Source organism: Microbacterium sp. A20 (assembly GCF_004794515.1).
Classification (GTDB): domain Bacteria; phylum Actinomycetota; class Actinomycetes; order Actinomycetales; family Microbacteriaceae; genus Microbacterium.
Genome location: NZ_SSDF01000091.1, coordinates 333,761 through 351,450, shown reverse-complemented (window position 1 = coordinate 351,450; position 17,690 = coordinate 333,761). Strand labels below are relative to the sequence as shown.

The following is a 17,690-nucleotide window of genomic DNA, read 5'->3' as shown; positions in this document are numbered from 1 at the left end:
GCGTCGCGGTTACGGCACGATCGCCGCCGACAGGAGCTGCACCGATGAATCATCCACTCGTCACCGAGATCGTCGTGGTCGGTGCGGGGATGGCGGCGCAGCGTTTCGTCGAGCAGCTCGTGCAGCGGGCCGGCGATGACGTGCGCGTCACAGTGATCGGCGATGAGGGCCGCCGACCGTACGACCGCACGCGCCTGCGGGAGCTGTTCCTCGGTGGCTCGGCTGACGATCTCCCGCTGCCGTTCGCAGCGTTCGAGGACGACCGGGTCGAGTTGATCCTGGACGATCGTGTGCTGCACATCGATCGTCGGGCGCAGACGGTGCGGACCCGGTCGCGTCACCTGCATCGGTACGACGTGCTGGTGCTCGCCACCGGCGCGGCCGCGGGTCGGGTCGCGGTGGAGGGTGCGGCACTTCCCGGCTGCTTCTCGTATCGCACCGTCGAGGATGCGGAGGCGCTGCGGGACTTCGTGGGCGCACGCGCGTCGGAGCTGGAGAGGGATCTGCGCGGGGTGGTCGTCGGCGGAGGCCCCATCGGACTCGAGGCTGCCGGTGCGCTGCAGGCGATCGGGGTCGACGCCACGGTGGTGCAGTACGCCGATCGGCTGATGGAGACGCAGCTCGACGGCACCGCGGGAAGCATCGTGAAGCGTCATCTGCAGGCGCGGGGGATCGCAGTGCGTACCGGGACGCGCGTGACACGGCTCGACCCGGACGAATCCGGCGTCGTCACGGCGATCGAGTTCCAAGACGGCTCCTTCCAGCGTGTGGACGTCGTCGTGTTCACGGTCGGGCTGCGAGCGCGCGACGAGCTCGCCCGCAACGCCGGGATCGCGGTTCATCCCTATGGAGGCGTCATCATCGACGACGCCTGCCGGACCTCGGATCCGGCGGTGCTGGCCATCGGCGAGGTCGCCAGTCTCGACGGACGTCGTTTCGGTCTCGTCGCTCCGGCCCGCGACATGGCCGACGTGGCGGTGGGGCGCATCCTCGGCCAGGAAGCGAGTTTCTCCGGATTCGACGAATCCGCTGCGATCACGCTGGCCGGCGTCGATGTCGCGAGCTTCGGGGATGCGTTGGCTCGGACGCCGGACGCGGTCGACGTGCTCTACGCAGATCCCGTCGCCGGGGTCTATCGGAAGCTGGTTCTGGCGGGAGACGCGCACACGCTGCTCGGGGGAATCCTGGTCGGCGATGCCTCTGCCTACCCGGCGCTGCACACTCTCGTCGGCGCTCGCCTCGAAGCGGATCCGTCGTCGTACGTGCTGCCGAGTCGCGGTTAGCGGTTTCCGCCGGGCCGGGTGCTACTCGGCCGGGGTCTCCGAGGGGACCGGTGCCGGGCTCTCCGACGGTGCGTCGGTCGGAGCCGTCGTCGGCGAGTCGGTCGGCGTGGTCGTCGGCTCGACGGTCGGGGTCGGCGTCGGCTCCGGTGCCGTCACCTGCGCGTGGACGACCTGGCTGCCGATCGCGGCGACGACGATGAGACTGCCGACGATCGCGGCGATCGTGTTGTCGCGGACGCGGCGGCGGATCTGCCCCTCGTGCCACTGGGTGCGCGCGGTGTGCAGTCGCGCGCGCTCTGCGGCGGTGCGTGACTGTGCGTTCTTGGAACCGCGTGCGGCCATGCCTGGATCTCCTGTTCCGACACCGGTGCGCGGCGTCGCTGAGAGCCTACCGGGGCGAGCGCGCCCGCCCGAAGTGTCAGGGGCCGCCGGTAGCCTGGAGGGATGACCTCCCCTGCCGCGCTGCTCTCCGGGCAGACGCCTCTCGCCGTGCGCATGCGCCCGATCTCGCTCGATGAGGTCGCGGGCCAGCGGCATCTGCTGCGTGCAGGGTCTCCCATCGTCGCCCTCGCCGATCCGGATGCGGCGTCGCCGGGTGCGGTGTCGATCATCCTGTGGGGTCCGCCGGGCACCGGGAAGACCACCCTCGCGCAGGCGATCGCCCGCTCCTCGGGTCGGCGCTTCGTCGAGCTGTCCGCCATCACGGCGGGTGTCAAGGACGTGCGCGAGGTGATGCAGGAGGCGATCACCCAGCGAGACCTCTACGGTCAGACGACGATCCTCTTCCTCGACGAGATCCACCGGTTCACGAAGGCGCAGCAGGACGCTCTGCTGCCCGGCGTCGAGAACGGGTGGGTGATCCTGATCGCTGCGACCACCGAGAACCCGTCGTTCTCCGTGATCTCTCCGCTGTTGTCACGTTCGCTGCTGCTCACGCTTCAGCCGCTCACCGACGACGACATCGGCGTGCTCGTGGATCGCGCCGTCGTCGATGCGCGGGGGCTGAACGGTGCCGTCGCCCTGAGCGCCGAGGCGCGGGCTGCGCTGATCCGCCTCGCTTCGGGAGACGCCAGACGCGCGCTCACCGGTCTCGAGGCCGGCGCTGCGGTCGCCCTCTCGCATGCTTCCGCTGCGGTGGATCAGCCGGACGAGGCCGCGCAAGAGGATTCAGACGATACGGCGACGGTGCCCGAGGTCTCGGCCGACGACGTCGCCCAGGCGGTCGACAAGGCGCTGCTGCGCTACGACCGTCAGGGCGACGAGCACTACGACGTCATCAGTGCGTTCATCAAGTCGATCAGGGGCTCCGACCCCGATGCCGCGCTGCACTACCTCGCGCGAATGATCGAAGCGGGGGAGGACCCGCGGTTCATCGCGCGACGCCTGGTGATCTCGGCGTCGGAAGACGTCGGTCTCGCCGATCCTCAGGCCCTCATCATCGCGGTCGCCGCCGCCGATGCGGTCGCGTTCATCGGCATGCCCGAGGGGCGCATCCCGCTCGCCGAGGCGACCGTCTATCTCGCGACCACCGCGAAATCCAACGCCGCCTACGTCGGGATCGACGCCGCGATCGCCGACATCCGCTCCGGGGGCTTCGGACGTGTGCCGCTGCACCTGCGCGACGCGCACTATCCGGGGGCCAAACGCCTCGGGCACGGCCGCGGTTACGTCTACTCCCACGACAGCGAGTACGGCGTCGTGCCGCAGCAATACCTGCCGGACGAGCTCGACGGCAAGCACTACTACGAGCCGAAGAATCTGGGTGCCGAGCGCGACATCGGTTCGCGACTGGAGCGCATCCGCCGCATCCTCGGCGACCGGTGATCCGCACGATCGGGCGCGGAGCCGCGATCTGTTAGACTTGAGCGGCTCGAAACCGTGTTTTCGGGCATCTCCTCGTTCACACCACACCTTGCTGGCGCCCCGGCGTGCGCTCCAAGGCAGAACGCGGACGATACGTCCGTGAGTCGTGAAAGTCGCGACCACGTCATCGGAAGGACAACTTCGTGACCACGAAGTCCCAGGACCGCCGCAAGGTGCGTCTGAGCCGTGCCCTCGGCATCCCGCTCACCCCGAAGGCCGCCCGCTACCTCGAGAAGCGTCCCTACGCTCCGGGTGAGCACGGCCGCACCAAGCGCAAGGCAGACAGCGACTACGCCGTCCGTCTGCGTGAGAAGCAGCGTCTGCGCGAGCAGTACGGCATCCGCGAGAAGCAGATGCGCAACACGTTCAACGAGGCCCGTCGTCACGACGGTCTGACCGGTGAGAACCTGGTCGAGCTCCTCGAGATGCGTCTCGACGCACTCGTGGTGCGTTCGGGCTTCGCCCGCACCACCGCACAGGCTCGCCAGCTCGTCGTGCACCGTCACATCCTCGTCGACGGCCAGCTCGTCGACCGCCCGTCGTTCCGCGTGAAGCCGGGTCAGCTCATCCACGTCAAGCCCAAGAGCGAGGGCACCGAGCCCTTCCAGGTGGCAGCAGCCGGCGGTCACGCCGAGGTCCTGCCCCCCGTTCCCGGCTACCTCGAGGTCGAGCTCGACAAGCTCCAGTCGCGTCTGGTTCGCCGTCCGAAGCGCGCCGAGGTCCCCGTGACCTGCGAAGTGCAGCTCGTCGTCGAGTACTACGCGGCTCGCTGAGCATCGCTCACGCTGCTCTCTGAGAGCATCAACGCAAGAGGCGTCGGGGTGACCCGACGCCTCTTGTCGTTTCGGCATACGATGGTGACACCGCGCCTTCGCGGGTCAAGGGCAAGGATGACGACATGAAGAGCTTGCAGTGGTTCCTGATCGGCGTGATCGGCGGCTTCGTCGCGGCTCACTTCATGAACAAGGACCCGCGCGGTCACGACATCCTCGCCGAGGTCGACGCCCGCATCAACGGCTTCACAGCGATCATCGGCGACGCCTACCGCGAGCAGGAGGCACGGCTCACGGAGCCGGGCAAGAACTGAACCACCGCAGCAGCGCTCCGGCGCGGCATCTTCACGCAAGGACACCCGGCACTCTATGAAAACTGCGGAGATCGCGCAGCGTTACCTCGACTTCTTCGAGAAGAACGACCACCTCATCGTCCCCTCGGCCTCCCTGGTCAGCGACGACCCGTCGCTGCTGTTCACGGTCGCCGGCATGGTGCCGATGATCCCGTATCTCACGGGCGTCGTTCCTGCGCCTCACCCGCGTATCGCCGACGTGCAGAAGTGCATCCGCACGAACGACATCGAAGAGGTCGGCCGGACCGCGCGTCACGGCACGTTCTTCCAGATGCTCGGCAACTGGTCGTTCGGCGACTACTTCAAGGAAGGCGCGATCCGCTACGCCTGGGAGCTGCTGACGAGTTCCGAGTCCGACGGCGGTCTCGGCTTCGACGAGAAGGACCTCTGGGTCACCGTCTACGAGACCGATGACGAGGCCGAGGCCATCTGGCGCGACATCATCGGACTGAAGCCCGAGCGCATCCAGCGACTGGGGCGAGCGGACAACTACTGGAACACCGGACAGCCCGGTCCTGGCGGCCCCGACTCCGAGATCTTCTTCGATCGCGGCCCGGCATACGGCAAGGACGGCGGCCCCGCCGTCGACGACTCGCGGTTCCTGGAGATCTGGAACCTCGTGTTCATGCAGGACTTCATCGAGAACATCCGCGGTAAGACCGAGTTCGACATCGTCGGCGAGCTGCCGATGAAGAACATCGACACCGGCATGGGACTCGAGCGCGTCGCCTTCCTCAAGCAGGGCGTCGAGAACATGTACGAGTCGGATCAGGTGCGTCCGGTGCTGGACCGCGCCGTCGAGCTCTCGGGGCGCCCCTACGGTGTGCAGCACGAAGACGACGTGCGCTTCCGCGTCGTCGCCGACCACGTGCGCTCCTCGCTCATGCTCCTCTCCGACGGAGTGCGTCCGTCCAATGAGGGGCGCGGGTACATCCTCCGCCGCCTCATGCGCCGTACTGTCCGCTCCATGCGTCTGCTCGGCGTCGACGAGCCGGTGTTCCCCGAGCTGTTCGCCGCATCGCGCGACGTCATGAAGACCACGTATCCCGAGCTCGAGACCGACTGGTCCGTGCTCTCCGCGTCGGCATTCGCCGAAGAGGAGACCTTCCGCCGCACCCTCGTCGCTGGTTCGACGATCCTCGACCTCGCGCTGGACGAGACGAAGAAGGGCGGCGGGAAGACCCTCAGCGGCCCCGAGGCGTTCCTGCTGCACGACACCTACGGCTTCCCGATCGACCTCACGCTCGAGGTCGCCGAAGAGGCGGGGCTCGAGGTCGACCGCACAGCGTTCGACACGCTCATGCAGGAGCAGCGTCAGCGCGCCAAGGACGACGCCCGCAATCGCAAGCGTCAGCTCGCTGACGTCTCGGTCTACCGCGACTTGCGCGCCCTGGGCGAGACCGGCTTCGACGGGTACACGGCCCTCGAGGTCGAGTCCCGTGTAATCGGGCTCCTCGTCGACGGGGTCCCGGTGCGCAGCGCCGCCGAAGGGCAGATCGCCGAGGTCGTGCTCAGCGAGACCACGCTGTATGCCGAGTCGGGCGGTCAGGTCGCCGACAAGGGCACCATCGTCGGTCCGGGCTATGAGCTCGAGGTCCTCGACGTGCAGAAGCCCGTTCCCGGGCTCATCAGCCACACCGTCGAGGTCGCCCGCGGAAGTGTCGCGGTCGACGACGTCGCGACGACCGTCGTCGACGCCGCCAACCGTCGCGCGGCACGGCAGGCGCACTCGGCCACGCACCTCGTGCACGCCGCTCTCCGCGACACGCTCGGACCGACTGCCACGCAGGCGGGGTCGTTGAACCGCGCCGGCTACATGCGGTTCGACTTCTCGTGGTCGCAGGCGCTCTCCGCCGACACCCGCAGTGAGATCGAGGAGATCACGAACCGCGCGGTGCAGGACGCTCTCGAGGTGACCACGCGCATCGTCTCGCTGAACGAGGCGAAGGAAGCCGGCGCGATGGCCCTGTTCGGCGAGAAGTACGGCGACGTCGTGCGCATGGTCGACATCGGCGGCCCCTGGTCGCGTGAGCTGTGCGCCGGAACGCACGTGGGCACGAGTGCCGAGATCGGACTGGTCAGCCTGGTCGGAGAATCGTCCGTCGGCGCGTCCAACCGTCGCATCGAGGCCCTCGTGGGCGCTGATGCCTTCCGCGAGCTCGCGGCCGAGCGGGCCATCGTCTCTCAGCTCACCAGTTCGCTGAAGACGCCCCGTGAGCAGTTGCCCGAGCGCATCGCCGATCTCACCGCGAGTCTGAAGGCGGCGGAGAAGCGCATCGCGCAGTTCGAGTCCAAGGAGCGGGCGGGGCAGATCCCGGCCATCGTCGAGGCGGCGAAGCGTGTCGGATCCTTCCGACTGGCGGCGCAGAACCTCGGCGACGTCGCTTCCGCGGATGATGTGCGCGACCTCGTCAACGGGGTTCGCGATCGCCTCGGCTCCGATGCCGCTGTCGTCGCCCTCGGCGCGGTCGTCAACGGTCGCCCGGTCGTGGTCGTCGCGACGAATGACGCCGCTCGGTCCGCCGGCGCGAAGGCGGGGGCGCTGGCGAAGCGTGCCGCCGGTGTGCTGGGTGGCGGTGGCGGCGGCCGCGATGATGTCGCCCAGGGCGGAGGCGCGGATGCGGCGGCTCTTCCCGCGGCGCTCGACGCCATCTCACAGGAGCTGCACGTCGCGTGAGCGGCTTCCGCCGCGGTGTGCGGCTCGGCATCGACGTGGGTCGGGCGAGGGTCGGCGTCGCCCGCTGCGACCCCGACGGCATGCTCGCCGTGCCGGTCGAGACGGTCGCTCGTGATGAGGCGTCGATCGACCGGCTCATCCAGCTGGCGGGGGAGTACGAGCCCTTGGAGTTCGTGGTGGGACTTCCGGTGAACATGCAGGGCACCGACACGCCGTCGACCACCGATGCACGGGAGTTCGCAGCCGCTCTCCAACAGCGCAGCGGCATCGTCGTGCGGCTCGTGGACGAGCGGCTGAGCACCGTTTCCGCGCACGCCGCCCTGCGCAGTTCCGGGAGATCTCAGAAGAAGTCTCGTAGCATTGTGGATCAGGTCGCCGCCGTGGTGCTTCTGCAGCAGGCGATCGACATGGAGAAGAGCACCGGAAACCCGGCCGGTGCCGCCATCTCGCCCGACGAGGAGCACGCCTGACGATGTCCGAACGCGACAGCGGAACGCCGCGGCACGACGCCGACTCCCGCCTGGGGGAACTGTTCGAGAACCTTCCCGAGCCGACCACGCAGATTCCCACGGTCGACAACAGCGCGCCCGCTCCGGGGTCGCGTCGTGCAGCCCGTGAGGCCGCATCCGGGGATGGCGCGGCCGCTCCCGGGACGGGCGCATCAGGCATCCCCGTCCCGCCATCGACCGTTCCGGTGCGCGCTTCCGCCGACGAGGTGGTCGCTTCCGGCGGCGAAGCTCCGTCGCCGATCCCGGTGCGTGCGTCCGCCGACGCTGCCGACACACCGACGCGGGCCGTCCCCGTGGTCACACCGCCGTCGGCGACCGCCGCACCCGAACCGGTGATCGGCGGAGGTCTCGACGACCTCTTCGCCCCGCACGACGATCACGTCGACGCGAAGCCGAAGAAGAAACGCCGCAAGGGATGCCTGATCGCGCTGATCATCGTCCTCGCGATCATCGGCGGGCTCGCTGGAGTGGGCGTCTGGGTGGCGAACACCTACGGTGACAAGATCAGCGAGGCGATGGGCTGGGGCGAGCCGAAGGATTGGGAACCCGGGCAGGCGAGTGGCGAAGCCCTGGTCACGATCAAGGACGGCGACACCGGCGGTCCGGTCTCCGTCGCCCTCCATGAAGCGGGCGTCACGAAGACCGAGGATGTGTTCTACGACTACCTGGTGGACGAGGGCCTCAACCCGACGTTCTACCCCGGGGTCTACCGCCTGCAGGAGAAGATGACGGCCGAGGCTGCCCTCGCCGCTCTCGAGGACGAGGCCAACAAGCTCGAGAACACGGTGTCGGTCGGCGAGGGCGCCACGATCGTCTCGTCACTGCCCGGCATGGCGGAGACGCTCGGTCTTCCGCTCGCCGATTTCGAGGCCGCGGTGAAGGACCCGGCGCAATACGGAGTCGACGCCCGGAGCCTCGAGGGCTGGCTGTTCCCTGCCGTCTACACGTTCGATCCCGAGGTCACCCCGACGCAGGTCATCCAGCGGATGGTCGACCGCACCCGCCAAGCGCTCGATGAGGCCGGAGTGCCACCCGAAGACGCACAGCGCGTGCTGACGATCGCCTCCATCATTCAGCGCGAAGGCAGGCTGGACGACTTCCCGAAGGTGTCGAGAGTGATCCAGAACCGTCTGGACATCGACATGCTGCTGCAGATGGATTCGACGGCCCAGTACGGCTACGGATCGCTGCACGAGGGTGTCGTGTCGAGCTCCAAGGAGGCGCTCGAGAGCGACAACGAGTGGAACACCTATAAGCGCGAGGGACTCCCCGCGACCCCGATCGCGAGCCCGAGCGATGCTGCCATCGATGCGGCGATGCATCCGGTGGACGGCCCCTGGCTTTACTTCGTCACGATCAATCTGGACACCGGAGAGACGCAGTTCTCGGAGACGATGTCCGAGCACGAGCAGGGGATCGAGAAGTGGCGCGAATGGTGCCGGGCGAACCCCGACGCTGGTTGCTGAGACGGTGACCGGTACCCGCCTGGCGGTCTGGGGAGACCCGATCGCGCACTCCAAGTCGCCCGACCTGCACGCCGCGGCCTACCGGGTGCTCGGCGTGGACTGGGAATACGGACGCCGTCAGGTCGCGTCCGACGCGTTCCCGGGCGCTCTCGCGGGACTCGACGACTCCTGGCGTGGTCTCTCGCTGACCATGCCGTTGAAGGAGGCGGCGTTCCGCGCGGCGGCGACGCGCGACGCCCACGCCGAGCTCACCGGCGCCGTCAACACGCTGCTGCTCGGGGAGTCGCCGGCGGGCTACAACACCGATGTCGGCGGGATCGTCGACGCGCTGGCCGAGGCGGGCGTCACCGAAGCAGGAACGGTGCGCATCCTCGGAGCCGGCGCCACGGCGGCCTCTGCCCTCGTCGCGGCATCCGAGATCGGTGCGAGCCGGGTGTTCGTGCATGCCCGTCGACCCGAACGGGCGTCGAGCCTCGTGGCTCTCGGCGCGCGCATCGATGTCGCGGTGGAGGCGCAGCCGCTCGATGCGAAGCCCTCGCGCGCCGATCTCACGATCGCGACTCTGCCCAGTGGGACCACGCTCCCCGCCCACATCTCGACAGCACTGGCCGAGAGCGGGGGAGCGCTGTTCGATGCCGCATACGCCCCGTGGCCCTCGGCTCTCGCGGCGAGCTGGGGCGACGGGGCCGTGATCTCGGGACTCGGCATGCTGCTGCATCAGGCCGTGCGTCAGATCCGGATCTTCCATCACGGCGATCCCGCGATCGCGCTCCGGGACGAGGGTTCGGTCATCGCCGCCATGCGCGCGGCACTCTGACGCGCTCGCACGACGAAACGCGGCGCAGCGGGGGTCCGAACCCGTGGGAGACTGGAGCAATGCTCCGCGTGCTCACGGCCGGCGAATCCCACGGCCCAGAACTCATCGCCGTCATGGAGGGTCTGCCCTCCGGCGTCCCTGTCTCCTCCGAGGCCATCCAGGCCGATCTCGCCCGCCGCAAGCTGGGCTATGGCCGCGGCTCCCGCATGAAGTTCGAGCAGGACGAGCTGACCATCTCGGGCGGCGTCCGACACGGCAAGAGCCTGGGAAGCCCGATCGCCCTGCGTATCGGCAACACCGAGTGGCCGAAGTGGATCGAGGTCATGAACCCCGAGCCCGTCGAGCTCACCGACAAGTCCCGCGGTCGCAGCGCTCCGCTGACGCGTCCGCGTCCGGGGCATGCCGACCTCGTGGGCATGCAGAAGTACGACTTCGACGAGGCGCGTCCTATCCTCGAGCGCGCGAGCGCGCGTGAGACGGCCGCGCGCGTCGCGCTCGGCGCCATCGCCCGTTCGTTCCTCGGCGAGCTCGGCATCCGTCTGGTCAGCCACACGCTCTCGATCGGGCCGGTGCAGGTTCCCCCGGGGTCTGTTCTTCCCACCCCTGACGACGTGGACGCCCTGGATGCCGATCCGCTCCGCTGCTTCGACGCCGCGACGTCGGCGCTCATGGTCGCCGAGGTCGACGATGCGAAGAAGGACGGCGATACGCTCGGCGGCATCGTCGAGGTGCTGGCATACGGCCTCCCGCCCGGGCTGGGTTCGCACGTGCACTGGGACCGCCGTCTGGATGCCCGGCTCGCGCAGGCTCTGATGAGTATCCAGGCGATCAAGGGCGTCGAGGTCGGCGACGGTTTCGAGACCACTCGGCGCCGAGGATCCGCGGCGCATGACGAGCTGTTCGCCACGGCGGACGGCATCACCCGCGGCTCCGACCGCGCCGGCGGCACCGAGGGCGGCATGTCCACCGGAACCGTGCTGCGCGTCCGCGCCGGGATGAAGCCGATCGCCACGGTGCCGCACGCGCTGCGCACCATCGACATCGCGACCGGTGACGATGCGACCGCTCACCACCAGCGCTCCGACGTGTGCGCCGTCCCCGCTGCGGGTGTGGTCGCCGAGGCCATGGTCGCGGTCGAGCTCGCGAACGCCGTGCTGGAGAAGTTCGGCGGCGACAGCATCCGCGAGACCCGGCGCAACCTCGACGGGTACCTCGAGGGCATCCCGGCGGAGCTGCGCACGACGCCCGCGTCCGAAGCAGCGCTCATCGCGCATGACGAGCGAGGCTGACCCTCTGACGCTGGTGCTGGTCGGCCCGATGGCCGCCGGCAAGACCAGTGTCGGTCGGCGCGTCGCGCGTCGACTGGGAGTAGCTTTCGTCGACACAGACAAGCGCATCGTCGCGGCTCACGGGCCGATCCCCGACATCTTCGCCGAGCACGGAGAGCCGCACTTCCGCGAGCTCGAGCGTGCGGCCGTGGCCGAGGCCCTGTCCGAAGGCGGTGTGATCTCCCTGGGCGGCGGAGCGGTGACGCAGGCGGACACGCGTGATCTGCTGAAGGATCAGCCGGTCGTCTTCCTGACCGTGAGCGCTGACGCGGTGGCCGGAAGGATCCGCGGCAGCAATCGTCCACTGCTTGCGGGTGAGGAGGATCCGGTGGAGCGCTGGACAAAGATCTTCGAGGAGCGCCGGAGGTGGTACGCCGAGGTCGCCTCGGCGACCTTCGACACCTCACGTCGTCCGATGCAGAAGATCGCGGACGACATCGTGGCATGGAGGAGAGAGCAGCGATGAGCACGACGACCATCAGCGTCACCGGGAATGACGCCTACGACATCACGATCGGGCGAGGAATCCTCGACCAGGTCTCCGCCGCCCTCGCGCCGGGTGTGCGCAAGATCCTGGTCGTGCACCCGCCGACGCTCGCAGCGCGTGCGGCCGAGCTGCGCGACCGGCTCCTCGCCGACACGGCGGACGGGCCCCGCGACGTTCTTCTCGCGGAGATCCCGGACGCGGAGCAGGGCAAGCGCATCGAGGTCGCCGCGTTCTGCTGGCAGGTGATGGGGCAGGCCGACTTCACCCGCAGCGACGCCGTCGTGGGCTACGGCGGCGGTGCCGTGACCGACCTCGCCGGGTTCGTCGCGGCGACCTGGCTGCGCGGTGTGCAGCTGGTCCAGGTGCCGACCACCGTCCTCGGGCTGGTCGATGCCGCGGTCGGCGGGAAGACCGGCGTCAACACGGCCGAGGGGAAGAATCTCGTCGGCGCGTTCTGGGCGCCCAGCTCAGTGATCGGCGACCTCGACGAGCTCGCCAGCCTGAGCCCGAACGAAGCGACGGCGGGATACGCCGAGGTCGTGAAGGCGGGGTTCATCTGGGCGCCGGAGATCCTCGACATCGTCGAAGCCGACCCCGCGCGTGCCGTCGACACGACGACCGAGGAGTTCCGTCGAACGATCGAACTCGCGATCGATATGAAGGCGAAGGTCGTCTCGGACGACTTCCGTGAGGCAGGTTTGCGCGAGATCCTCAACTACGGCCACACGCTCGGGCACGCGATCGAACATGCCGAGCGGTACCGCTGGAGGCATGGCGCGGCGATCTCGGTGGGCATGCTGTACGCCGCGGAACTCTCCCGACTCGCGGGACGACTCTCCGATGCCGCGGCCGAACGCCACCGCACCATCCTCGAGTCGCTGGGGCTTCCCACGTCGTACCGCGCCGGAGCGTGGCCGCAATTGCTCGCCACGATGCAGCGCGACAAGAAGAGCCGCGGCGGCATGCTCCGCTTCATCCTGCTCGACGACATCGCGAAGCCGACCGTACTGCAGGCCCCCGACGAATCGCTGATGTTCGCCGCCTACCAGGAGGTGGGCGCGTGAGCCGCCGCATCCTCCTGGCCAACGGACCGAACCTGAACCTGTTGGGCACGCGCGAACCCGAGGTCTACGGCACAGCGACGCTCGCCGACGTGGAGCGGATCACCGCCGAGACCGCCGCGGAGTTCAACTTCGAGGTGCGCGCGGTGCAGAGCAACCACGAGGGCGTCCTGATCGACGCCATCCACGCCGCGCGGGAGGACTGCGCGGCGATCGTGATCAACCCCGGCGGGCTCACGCACACGTCCGTGGTGCTGCGGGACGCTCTGACCGGTGTCTCGCTGCCGTTCGCCGAGGTGCACATCTCCGACGTCTACGCTCGCGAGGAGTTCCGCCACCACTCCTATCTGCATGATGTCGCGGCGGTGCGCGTCATCGGCCGCGGCGTCGACGGATACGCCGACGCCGTCCGCGAATTGGTCGCACACCTCTGACCGAAGGGTCCTCAGCGCGCCAGCGGGGTCCAGACGAGCATCACGCAGATCACCATTCCGACGAGTGCGATCAGCGCCATCGTCAGGAAGCAGCCTGCCAGCGCGCGCAGCCGGGGCGGTCCCTCACGCACCGTCCACCGGATCACCAGCATCGCGAGGAGAAGTCCGACCACGAGCGTCGCGGTCACCAGGGCGACGGAAGCCGCTCGACCTGCGTCCAGCACGATCGCCACCAGGGGGACGAGACTCATGACGGCGAACAGCGCTGCGACGACGAGCCAGACCGTTCCGGAGGATGTGCGCAGCGCCGGCTGACTGGCCACCAGCGTCGGATCCCATCCGGCGTCCGGACGTCCGCTCCGTCTGCGCGCTGCTCTTCCGGGCATGAGCGGCCCTCCTTTCGCCTCCAGGTTGAGCGTCGCGCGCGTGCGAGTCAACGGGGGTGCGCGGGCCGGAGCTGCGGGCGTATGTTCGGGTGCGACGGGCCGATTCGCCGCCCGCCTCCACTCGCGCACGATGGACCGTACGACAGGCAGGGTGCGGGGGTCATGCCGGTCATCCCTTAGACTCGACTGTCGGCCTCGTCCGAACCCGCAGACACACGAACGGAACTCGCAGCGCATGGCATCTACCGCAGACATCAAGAACGGCGTCGTCCTCAGCATCGACGGGCAGCTCTGGAGCGTCATCGAGTTCCAGCACGTCAAGCCCGGCAAGGGTGGCGCGTTCGTGCGTACCAAGCTGAAGAACGTCGTGTCCGGCAAGGTCGTCGACCGTACGTACAACGCGGGCGCGAAGATCGAGATCGAGAACGTCGACCGCCGCGACTACACGTACCTGTACACCGATGGTGACGGCTACGTCTTCATGGACCAGACCGACTTCGACCAGATCACGGTCGGCGCGGCGACGGTCGGCGACGCGAAGAACTTCCTGCTCGAGAACCAGGCCGTGACCATCGCACTGAACAACGGCAACCCGCTGTACATCGACCTTCCGGCGTCTGTGATCCTCGAGATCACCTACACCGAGCCGGGCCTGCAGGGCGACCGCTCGTCGGCCGGCACCAAGCCCGCGACGCTCGAGACTGGCTACGAGATCCAGGTGCCGCTGTTCGTCGAGACCGGCACGAAGGTCAAGGTCGACACCCGCACGGGTGACTACCTCGGCCGCGAGAAGTAAGGCGTGAGCGCCCGGACGAAGGCGCGCAAGCGCGCTCTCGACATCCTGTTCTCCGCCGATGTGCGCGGGGACGACCTCGCGGTGACCCTGGCCGCCGAGGCGAAGCGCGCGGCGAGCGAGCCGGCCCGCGAGGCCTCCTGGCTCTATGCGCGCGAGATCGTCGACGGCATCATCGACCAGCGCGATGAGATCGACGAACAGATCACGACCCACAGCCGCGACTGGAAGCTCGAGCGGATGCCCGCGGTAGACCGCGCGCTGCTCCGCATCGCCGTGTGGGAGGTCCTCTACAACGACGAGGTGCCGACGGCCGTGGCGATCGATGAGGCCGTTGAGCTCGCGAAGGAGTTCTCGACCGACGACTCCGGCGCGTTCGTGCACGGCGTCCTGGCGCGGGTGGCCCGCTCCGCCTGACCTGCCCCGCGCGAGGCACTGTCGGTGGTGCCGGAGAGGATGGGGGCATGTCCCTGGCGTCCGATCCGTCCCGCTCCGATGGGTCATCATCGGCGGACTGGCGGTCGATCCTCGGTTCGCCGCGCGCCGACGCCGAGACTCCGCTCGCGCTCGGGGTCGAACTGCGGTTGCGTGACGGCCGAGGAGCGAACCCGTGGGCGTCCCGTCCGCAGCGCACGGCGACCGCGCGCGATGTGGCAAAGCGCACCGGCGAGATCCTGCTCGGAATCCGACCGCTCGAGAAGAGCGCGGCGACCGGGGCCTGGGTGCAGGGCACCGCGACGTGGGACGCGGTTCGCCGCTCGCCCACGCAGTACGGTCGCGATCGGTCGCGGTGGTTCGCCGACCTGCTCAGCATCGCGCGCGACACGCTCCTCTCCGGCACTGCCGGCGACTGGCTGGTCGCCGACCTGATCGAGTCCGGCCTGCTCTGGGGGCACCTTCGCGCTGCGGCCGCCGTCGGCATCCCCCTGGTCGCCACCCAGAAGAGCACGACCGTCGTGCTCGCGGAGCACGCGTCGATCGGTGCGACCGTCGGACGCGGCGGCGGCGGACTCATCGTGCAGCCGGCTGTCACGATCGACGGCCGCGAGGTGGAACCCTCCGCCGTGCGGCCCATCGGGCACAGCGGGGTGTACGAGGTCGCGCAACGCGGGACGACGCTCCGCGTGACGCTGGCGGAGGTGCCGACCAGCCAACCCGTCCACGCTCTGCTCGGCGCCGGAGACGGCCTCGAGGTGCCCGCTCGCGACGAGGCGGCGTTCTTCCGTGACGCCTATCCGCTGCTGGCGCGTCGCATCGATGTCCGCCCGGTCGGCCGGATCGCGCTGCCGCCGCTTCCCGCACCGCGCGCGGTGCTGGCCCTGTCCTTCCAGCGGGGCGACACCGTCAAGTACACGTTCGAGTGGGACTACCGCGGGTTCGGACTGGTTCCCTTCGCGCCGAGTGCCGATGCGGTGCGCGACATCCCCGGTGAGCAGGCCATCCTGGCGGCCCTCCAGGGCGTGTGGACGGAACGGCTGGGGGAGGACCTCGCACCGACGGGCGCGTTCCACGACGTCGCGGCCGCGGAGTTCGTCAGCCGTGTGGTGCCGGCACTGGAGGCCGAGGGCGTCACGGTGACCGTGACGGGTCGAAGCAAGAGCTATCACGAGCTCACGGGCGAGCCGGAGATCACGGTCACCACCGTCGAGAGCACCGACCCCGACTGGTTCGATCTCGGCATCCTGGTGAAGATCGACGGTCGGACGATCCCGTTCGGTCCGCTCTTCACGGCGTTGAGCACGGGGAAGAGGAAGCTCCTCCTCTCCGATGGTGGCTACTTCTCGCTGAGTCACCGCGCGCTGGATCGTCTCCGTGAGCTGATCGACGAGGCCGGCGAGCTCGAGGAGTGGGAGACCGGTCCCCGCATCAGCCGGCACCAGACCGACCTCTGGGAGGAGTTCGAAGATCTCGCCGACGAGGCTCTTCCCGCCGTGACGTGGCGGGCGACGGCCGACGGCCTGCGTCGGGCGAGCTCGGTACCGGCTGTGGCGGTGCCGCAGGGGATCACGGCCGAACTCCGCCCGTATCAGAAGGAGGGACTGGACTGGCTCGCCTTCCTGTGGGCTCATCGGCTGGGCGGCATACTCGCCGACGATATGGGCCTCGGCAAGACGCTGCAGCTGCTGGCACTCATCATGCACGCGCGCGACGCGGGGGAGCGGCGACCGTTCCTCGTCGTCGTTCCGACGTCTGTCCTCGCGACCTGGCGCGGTGAGGCCGCGCGATTCGCGCCGACGCTGCGCGTGCTGGTCAGGGCGAGCACGCAGGGTCCGGCGCTGACCGACTCGCTGCACGACATCGACCTGGTGATCACGACCTATGCGGTCGCACGACTCGACGAAGATGTGTACGCCGGTGTCGAATGGGCCGGTCTCGTCCTCGACGAAGCACAGTTCGTCAAGAACCCGGAGACCAAGCTGCACCGTGCGGTCGCGACCTTCCGCGCCGACGTCACCTTCGCGGTCACCGGAACCCCGATGGAGAACAGTCTGAGCGAGTTGTGGGCGCTGCTCAAGCTGACGGCGCCCGGGCTCTTCGCCTCGGCCCGGAAGTTCCGCGAGGACTACATCCAGCCGATCGAGCAGGGCAAGGTTCCCGAGAACGAGGAGGGTGGGGAGTATCGCCAGCGCCGCCTCGAGCGGCTGCGCCGTCGCATCCGTCCACTCCTGCTGCGGCGCACCAAAGAGCTCGTCGCGCCGGAGTTGCCGGCGAAACAGGAGCAGATCCTCGAAGTCGAGCTGAGCTCCTCCCACCGGGCGCTCTACGAGGTCGTCCTTCAGCGCGAGCGGCAGAAGGTGCTGGGGCTGCTGGAAGACCTGGATCGCAACCGCTTCATCGTGTTCCGCTCCCTGACCCTCATGCGCATGCTCAGCCTCGCTCCCGGATTGATCGATCCGGAAGACGCCAAGATCGGCTCCCGCAAGCTCGACGTGCTCCTCGAGCGGGTGGTCGAGCTGCAGGCCGAGGGCCACCGGGCGCTCGTGTTCAGCCAGTTCACCTCATTTCTGGATATGGCTGCGGCGCGCCTCGATGCCGCAGGCATCCCGTATGCGCATCTCGACGGTTCGACGCGTCACCGTCAGAAGGTGGTCGACGGCTTCACATCGGGGGAGCAGCCGGTGTTCCTGATCAGCCTGAAGGCCGGCGGATTCGGACTCACCCTCACCGAGGCCGACTACGTTTTCCTGCTCGACCCGTGGTGGAACCCGGCTGCCGAGGCGCAGGCCGTCGACCGCACGCATCGCATCGGTCAGGACAGTCAGGTGTTCGTCTACCGCATGATCGCCACGGGCACGATCGAGGAGAAGGTGCTCGAACTCCAGCGCCGGAAGGCGCGCCTGTTCACGGCGGTTCTCGACGACGAGGCGCTGTTCGCGCAGTCCCTCTCCGCCGACGACATCCGCGGACTGTTCGACGCCTGACCCGATTACTCACGGCGAGGTCGACCGGTCCCACAGGG

At 68.9% G+C, this 17,690-nt stretch carries 17 protein-coding genes; 15 read left to right on the top strand and 2 right to left on the bottom strand.

The window, feature by feature from the left end; all coding sequences use genetic code 11:
* Positions 1-44 precede the first annotated feature (44 nt).
* A complete protein-coding gene (locus tag DW298_RS18745; protein WP_136043965.1) occupies positions 45-1,283 on the top strand; it encodes an FAD-dependent oxidoreductase in 1,239 nt (412 codons plus the stop codon).
* Positions 1,284-1,304: 21 nt separating this feature from the next.
* On the opposite strand, the gene DW298_RS18740 is transcribed toward DW298_RS18745, so the two are convergent.
* On the bottom strand, positions 1,305-1,625 hold the full coding sequence (locus tag DW298_RS18740; RefSeq protein WP_136043964.1) for a hypothetical protein: 321 nt from the start codon (positions 1,623-1,625) through the stop codon (positions 1,305-1,307).
* 102 nt (positions 1,626-1,727) lie between these two features.
* On the opposite strand from DW298_RS18740, the gene DW298_RS18735 reads away from it, so the two are divergent.
* The 11 genes from DW298_RS18735 (at position 1,728) to aroQ (ending at position 13,051) form a co-directional block, all read left to right on the top strand.
* Positions 1,728-3,107 (top strand): replication-associated recombination protein A, encoded by a 1,380-nt coding sequence (locus DW298_RS18735; RefSeq protein WP_136043963.1) that lies wholly within the window; start codon positions 1,728-1,730, stop codon positions 3,105-3,107.
* Between the two features lie 182 nt (positions 3,108-3,289).
* Positions 3,290-3,919, top strand: a complete 630-nt coding sequence (rpsD, locus tag DW298_RS18730) for a 30S ribosomal protein S4 (RefSeq protein WP_029263334.1) — start codon at positions 3,290-3,292, stop codon at positions 3,917-3,919.
* Between the two features lie 125 nt (positions 3,920-4,044).
* On the top strand, positions 4,045-4,233 hold the full coding sequence (locus DW298_RS18725; RefSeq protein WP_105721276.1) for a hypothetical protein: 189 nt from the start codon (positions 4,045-4,047) through the stop codon (positions 4,231-4,233).
* A gap of 55 nt (positions 4,234-4,288) precedes the next feature.
* Entirely contained in the window at positions 4,289-6,949 is a 2,661-nt protein-coding gene (alaS, locus tag DW298_RS18720; protein WP_136043962.1) for an alanine--tRNA ligase, read from the top strand.
* Complete coding sequence (gene ruvX / locus DW298_RS18715; protein ID WP_136043961.1) at positions 6,946-7,419, top strand: Holliday junction resolvase RuvX; 474 nt, start codon at positions 6,946-6,948, stop codon at positions 7,417-7,419. Before alaS ends, ruvX begins: the two co-directional genes overlap by 4 nt.
* 2 nt (positions 7,420-7,421) lie before the next feature.
* On the top strand, positions 7,422-8,924 hold the full coding sequence (gene mltG, locus DW298_RS18710) for an endolytic transglycosylase MltG (RefSeq protein WP_136043960.1): 1,503 nt from the start codon (positions 7,422-7,424) through the stop codon (positions 8,922-8,924).
* A 4-nt stretch (positions 8,925-8,928) separates the two neighbouring features.
* A complete protein-coding gene (locus DW298_RS18705) occupies positions 8,929-9,741 on the top strand; it encodes a shikimate dehydrogenase (protein ID WP_240745194.1) in 813 nt (270 codons plus the stop codon).
* 59 nt (positions 9,742-9,800) lie between these two features.
* Positions 9,801-11,030, top strand: coding sequence for a chorismate synthase (gene aroC, locus DW298_RS18700; RefSeq protein ID WP_136043959.1), 1,230 nt, complete (start codon positions 9,801-9,803; stop codon positions 11,028-11,030).
* On the top strand, positions 11,014-11,535 hold the full coding sequence (locus tag DW298_RS18695) for a shikimate kinase (RefSeq protein WP_136043958.1): 522 nt from the start codon (positions 11,014-11,016) through the stop codon (positions 11,533-11,535). The genes aroC and DW298_RS18695 overlap by 17 nt, the downstream gene beginning before the upstream one ends.
* Positions 11,532-12,620, top strand: a complete 1,089-nt coding sequence (aroB, locus tag DW298_RS18690; protein ID WP_136043957.1) for a 3-dehydroquinate synthase — start codon at positions 11,532-11,534, stop codon at positions 12,618-12,620. Before DW298_RS18695 ends, aroB begins: the two co-directional genes overlap by 4 nt.
* Positions 12,617-13,051, top strand: a complete 435-nt coding sequence (gene aroQ, locus DW298_RS18685; protein ID WP_136043956.1) for a type II 3-dehydroquinate dehydratase — start codon at positions 12,617-12,619, stop codon at positions 13,049-13,051. Before aroB ends, aroQ begins: the two co-directional genes overlap by 4 nt.
* 11 nt (positions 13,052-13,062) lie before the next feature.
* Here the strand turns inward: aroQ and DW298_RS18680 are convergent, their stop codons facing one another.
* On the bottom strand, positions 13,063-13,437 hold the full coding sequence (locus DW298_RS18680) for a hypothetical protein (protein ID WP_136043955.1): 375 nt from the start codon (positions 13,435-13,437) through the stop codon (positions 13,063-13,065).
* A gap of 235 nt (positions 13,438-13,672) precedes the next feature.
* On the opposite strand from DW298_RS18680, the gene efp reads away from it, so the two are divergent.
* Genes efp through DW298_RS18665 form a run of 3 tightly spaced genes read left to right on the top strand, consistent with a single transcriptional unit; the run spans position 13,673 to position 17,652 of the window.
* Positions 13,673-14,233 carry an elongation factor P gene (gene efp, locus DW298_RS18675; RefSeq protein WP_029263344.1) on the top strand — a complete coding sequence of 187 codons (561 nt, stop codon included), beginning with the start codon at positions 13,673-13,675 and terminating at the stop codon, positions 14,231-14,233.
* A gap of 3 nt (positions 14,234-14,236) precedes the next feature.
* Complete coding sequence (nusB, locus tag DW298_RS18670) at positions 14,237-14,647, top strand: transcription antitermination factor NusB (protein ID WP_136043954.1); 411 nt, start codon at positions 14,237-14,239, stop codon at positions 14,645-14,647.
* Between the two features lie 47 nt (positions 14,648-14,694).
* Entirely contained in the window at positions 14,695-17,652 is a 2,958-nt protein-coding gene (locus DW298_RS18665) for a DEAD/DEAH box helicase (RefSeq protein ID WP_136043953.1), read from the top strand.
* Positions 17,653-17,690 lie beyond the last annotated feature (38 nt).

Excerpts from the sequence above, each read along its gene's own strand:
- DW298_RS18745 (WP_136043965.1), top strand. The coding sequence starts at position 45 with ATGAATCATCCACTCGTCACCGAGATCGTCGTGGTCGGTGCGGGGATG.
- DW298_RS18740 (WP_136043964.1), bottom strand. The coding sequence starts at position 1,625 with ATGGCCGCACGCGGTTCCAAGAACGCACAGTCACGCACCGCCGCAGAG.
- DW298_RS18735 (WP_136043963.1), top strand. The coding sequence starts at position 1,728 with ATGACCTCCCCTGCCGCGCTGCTCTCCGGGCAGACGCCTCTCGCCGTG.
- DW298_RS18725 (WP_105721276.1), top strand. The coding sequence starts at position 4,045 with ATGAAGAGCTTGCAGTGGTTCCTGATCGGCGTGATCGGCGGCTTCGTC.
- alaS (WP_136043962.1), top strand. The coding sequence starts at position 4,289 with ATGAAAACTGCGGAGATCGCGCAGCGTTACCTCGACTTCTTCGAGAAG.
- mltG (WP_136043960.1), top strand. The coding sequence starts at position 7,422 with ATGTCCGAACGCGACAGCGGAACGCCGCGGCACGACGCCGACTCCCGC.
- aroC (WP_136043959.1), top strand. The coding sequence starts at position 9,801 with ATGCTCCGCGTGCTCACGGCCGGCGAATCCCACGGCCCAGAACTCATC.
- DW298_RS18695 (WP_136043958.1), top strand. The coding sequence starts at position 11,014 with ATGACGAGCGAGGCTGACCCTCTGACGCTGGTGCTGGTCGGCCCGATG.
- aroB (WP_136043957.1), top strand. The coding sequence starts at position 11,532 with ATGAGCACGACGACCATCAGCGTCACCGGGAATGACGCCTACGACATC.
- DW298_RS18680 (WP_136043955.1), bottom strand. The coding sequence starts at position 13,437 with ATGCCCGGAAGAGCAGCGCGCAGACGGAGCGGACGTCCGGACGCCGGA.
- efp (WP_029263344.1), top strand. The coding sequence starts at position 13,673 with ATGGCATCTACCGCAGACATCAAGAACGGCGTCGTCCTCAGCATCGAC.
- DW298_RS18665 (WP_136043953.1), top strand. The coding sequence starts at position 14,695 with ATGTCCCTGGCGTCCGATCCGTCCCGCTCCGATGGGTCATCATCGGCG.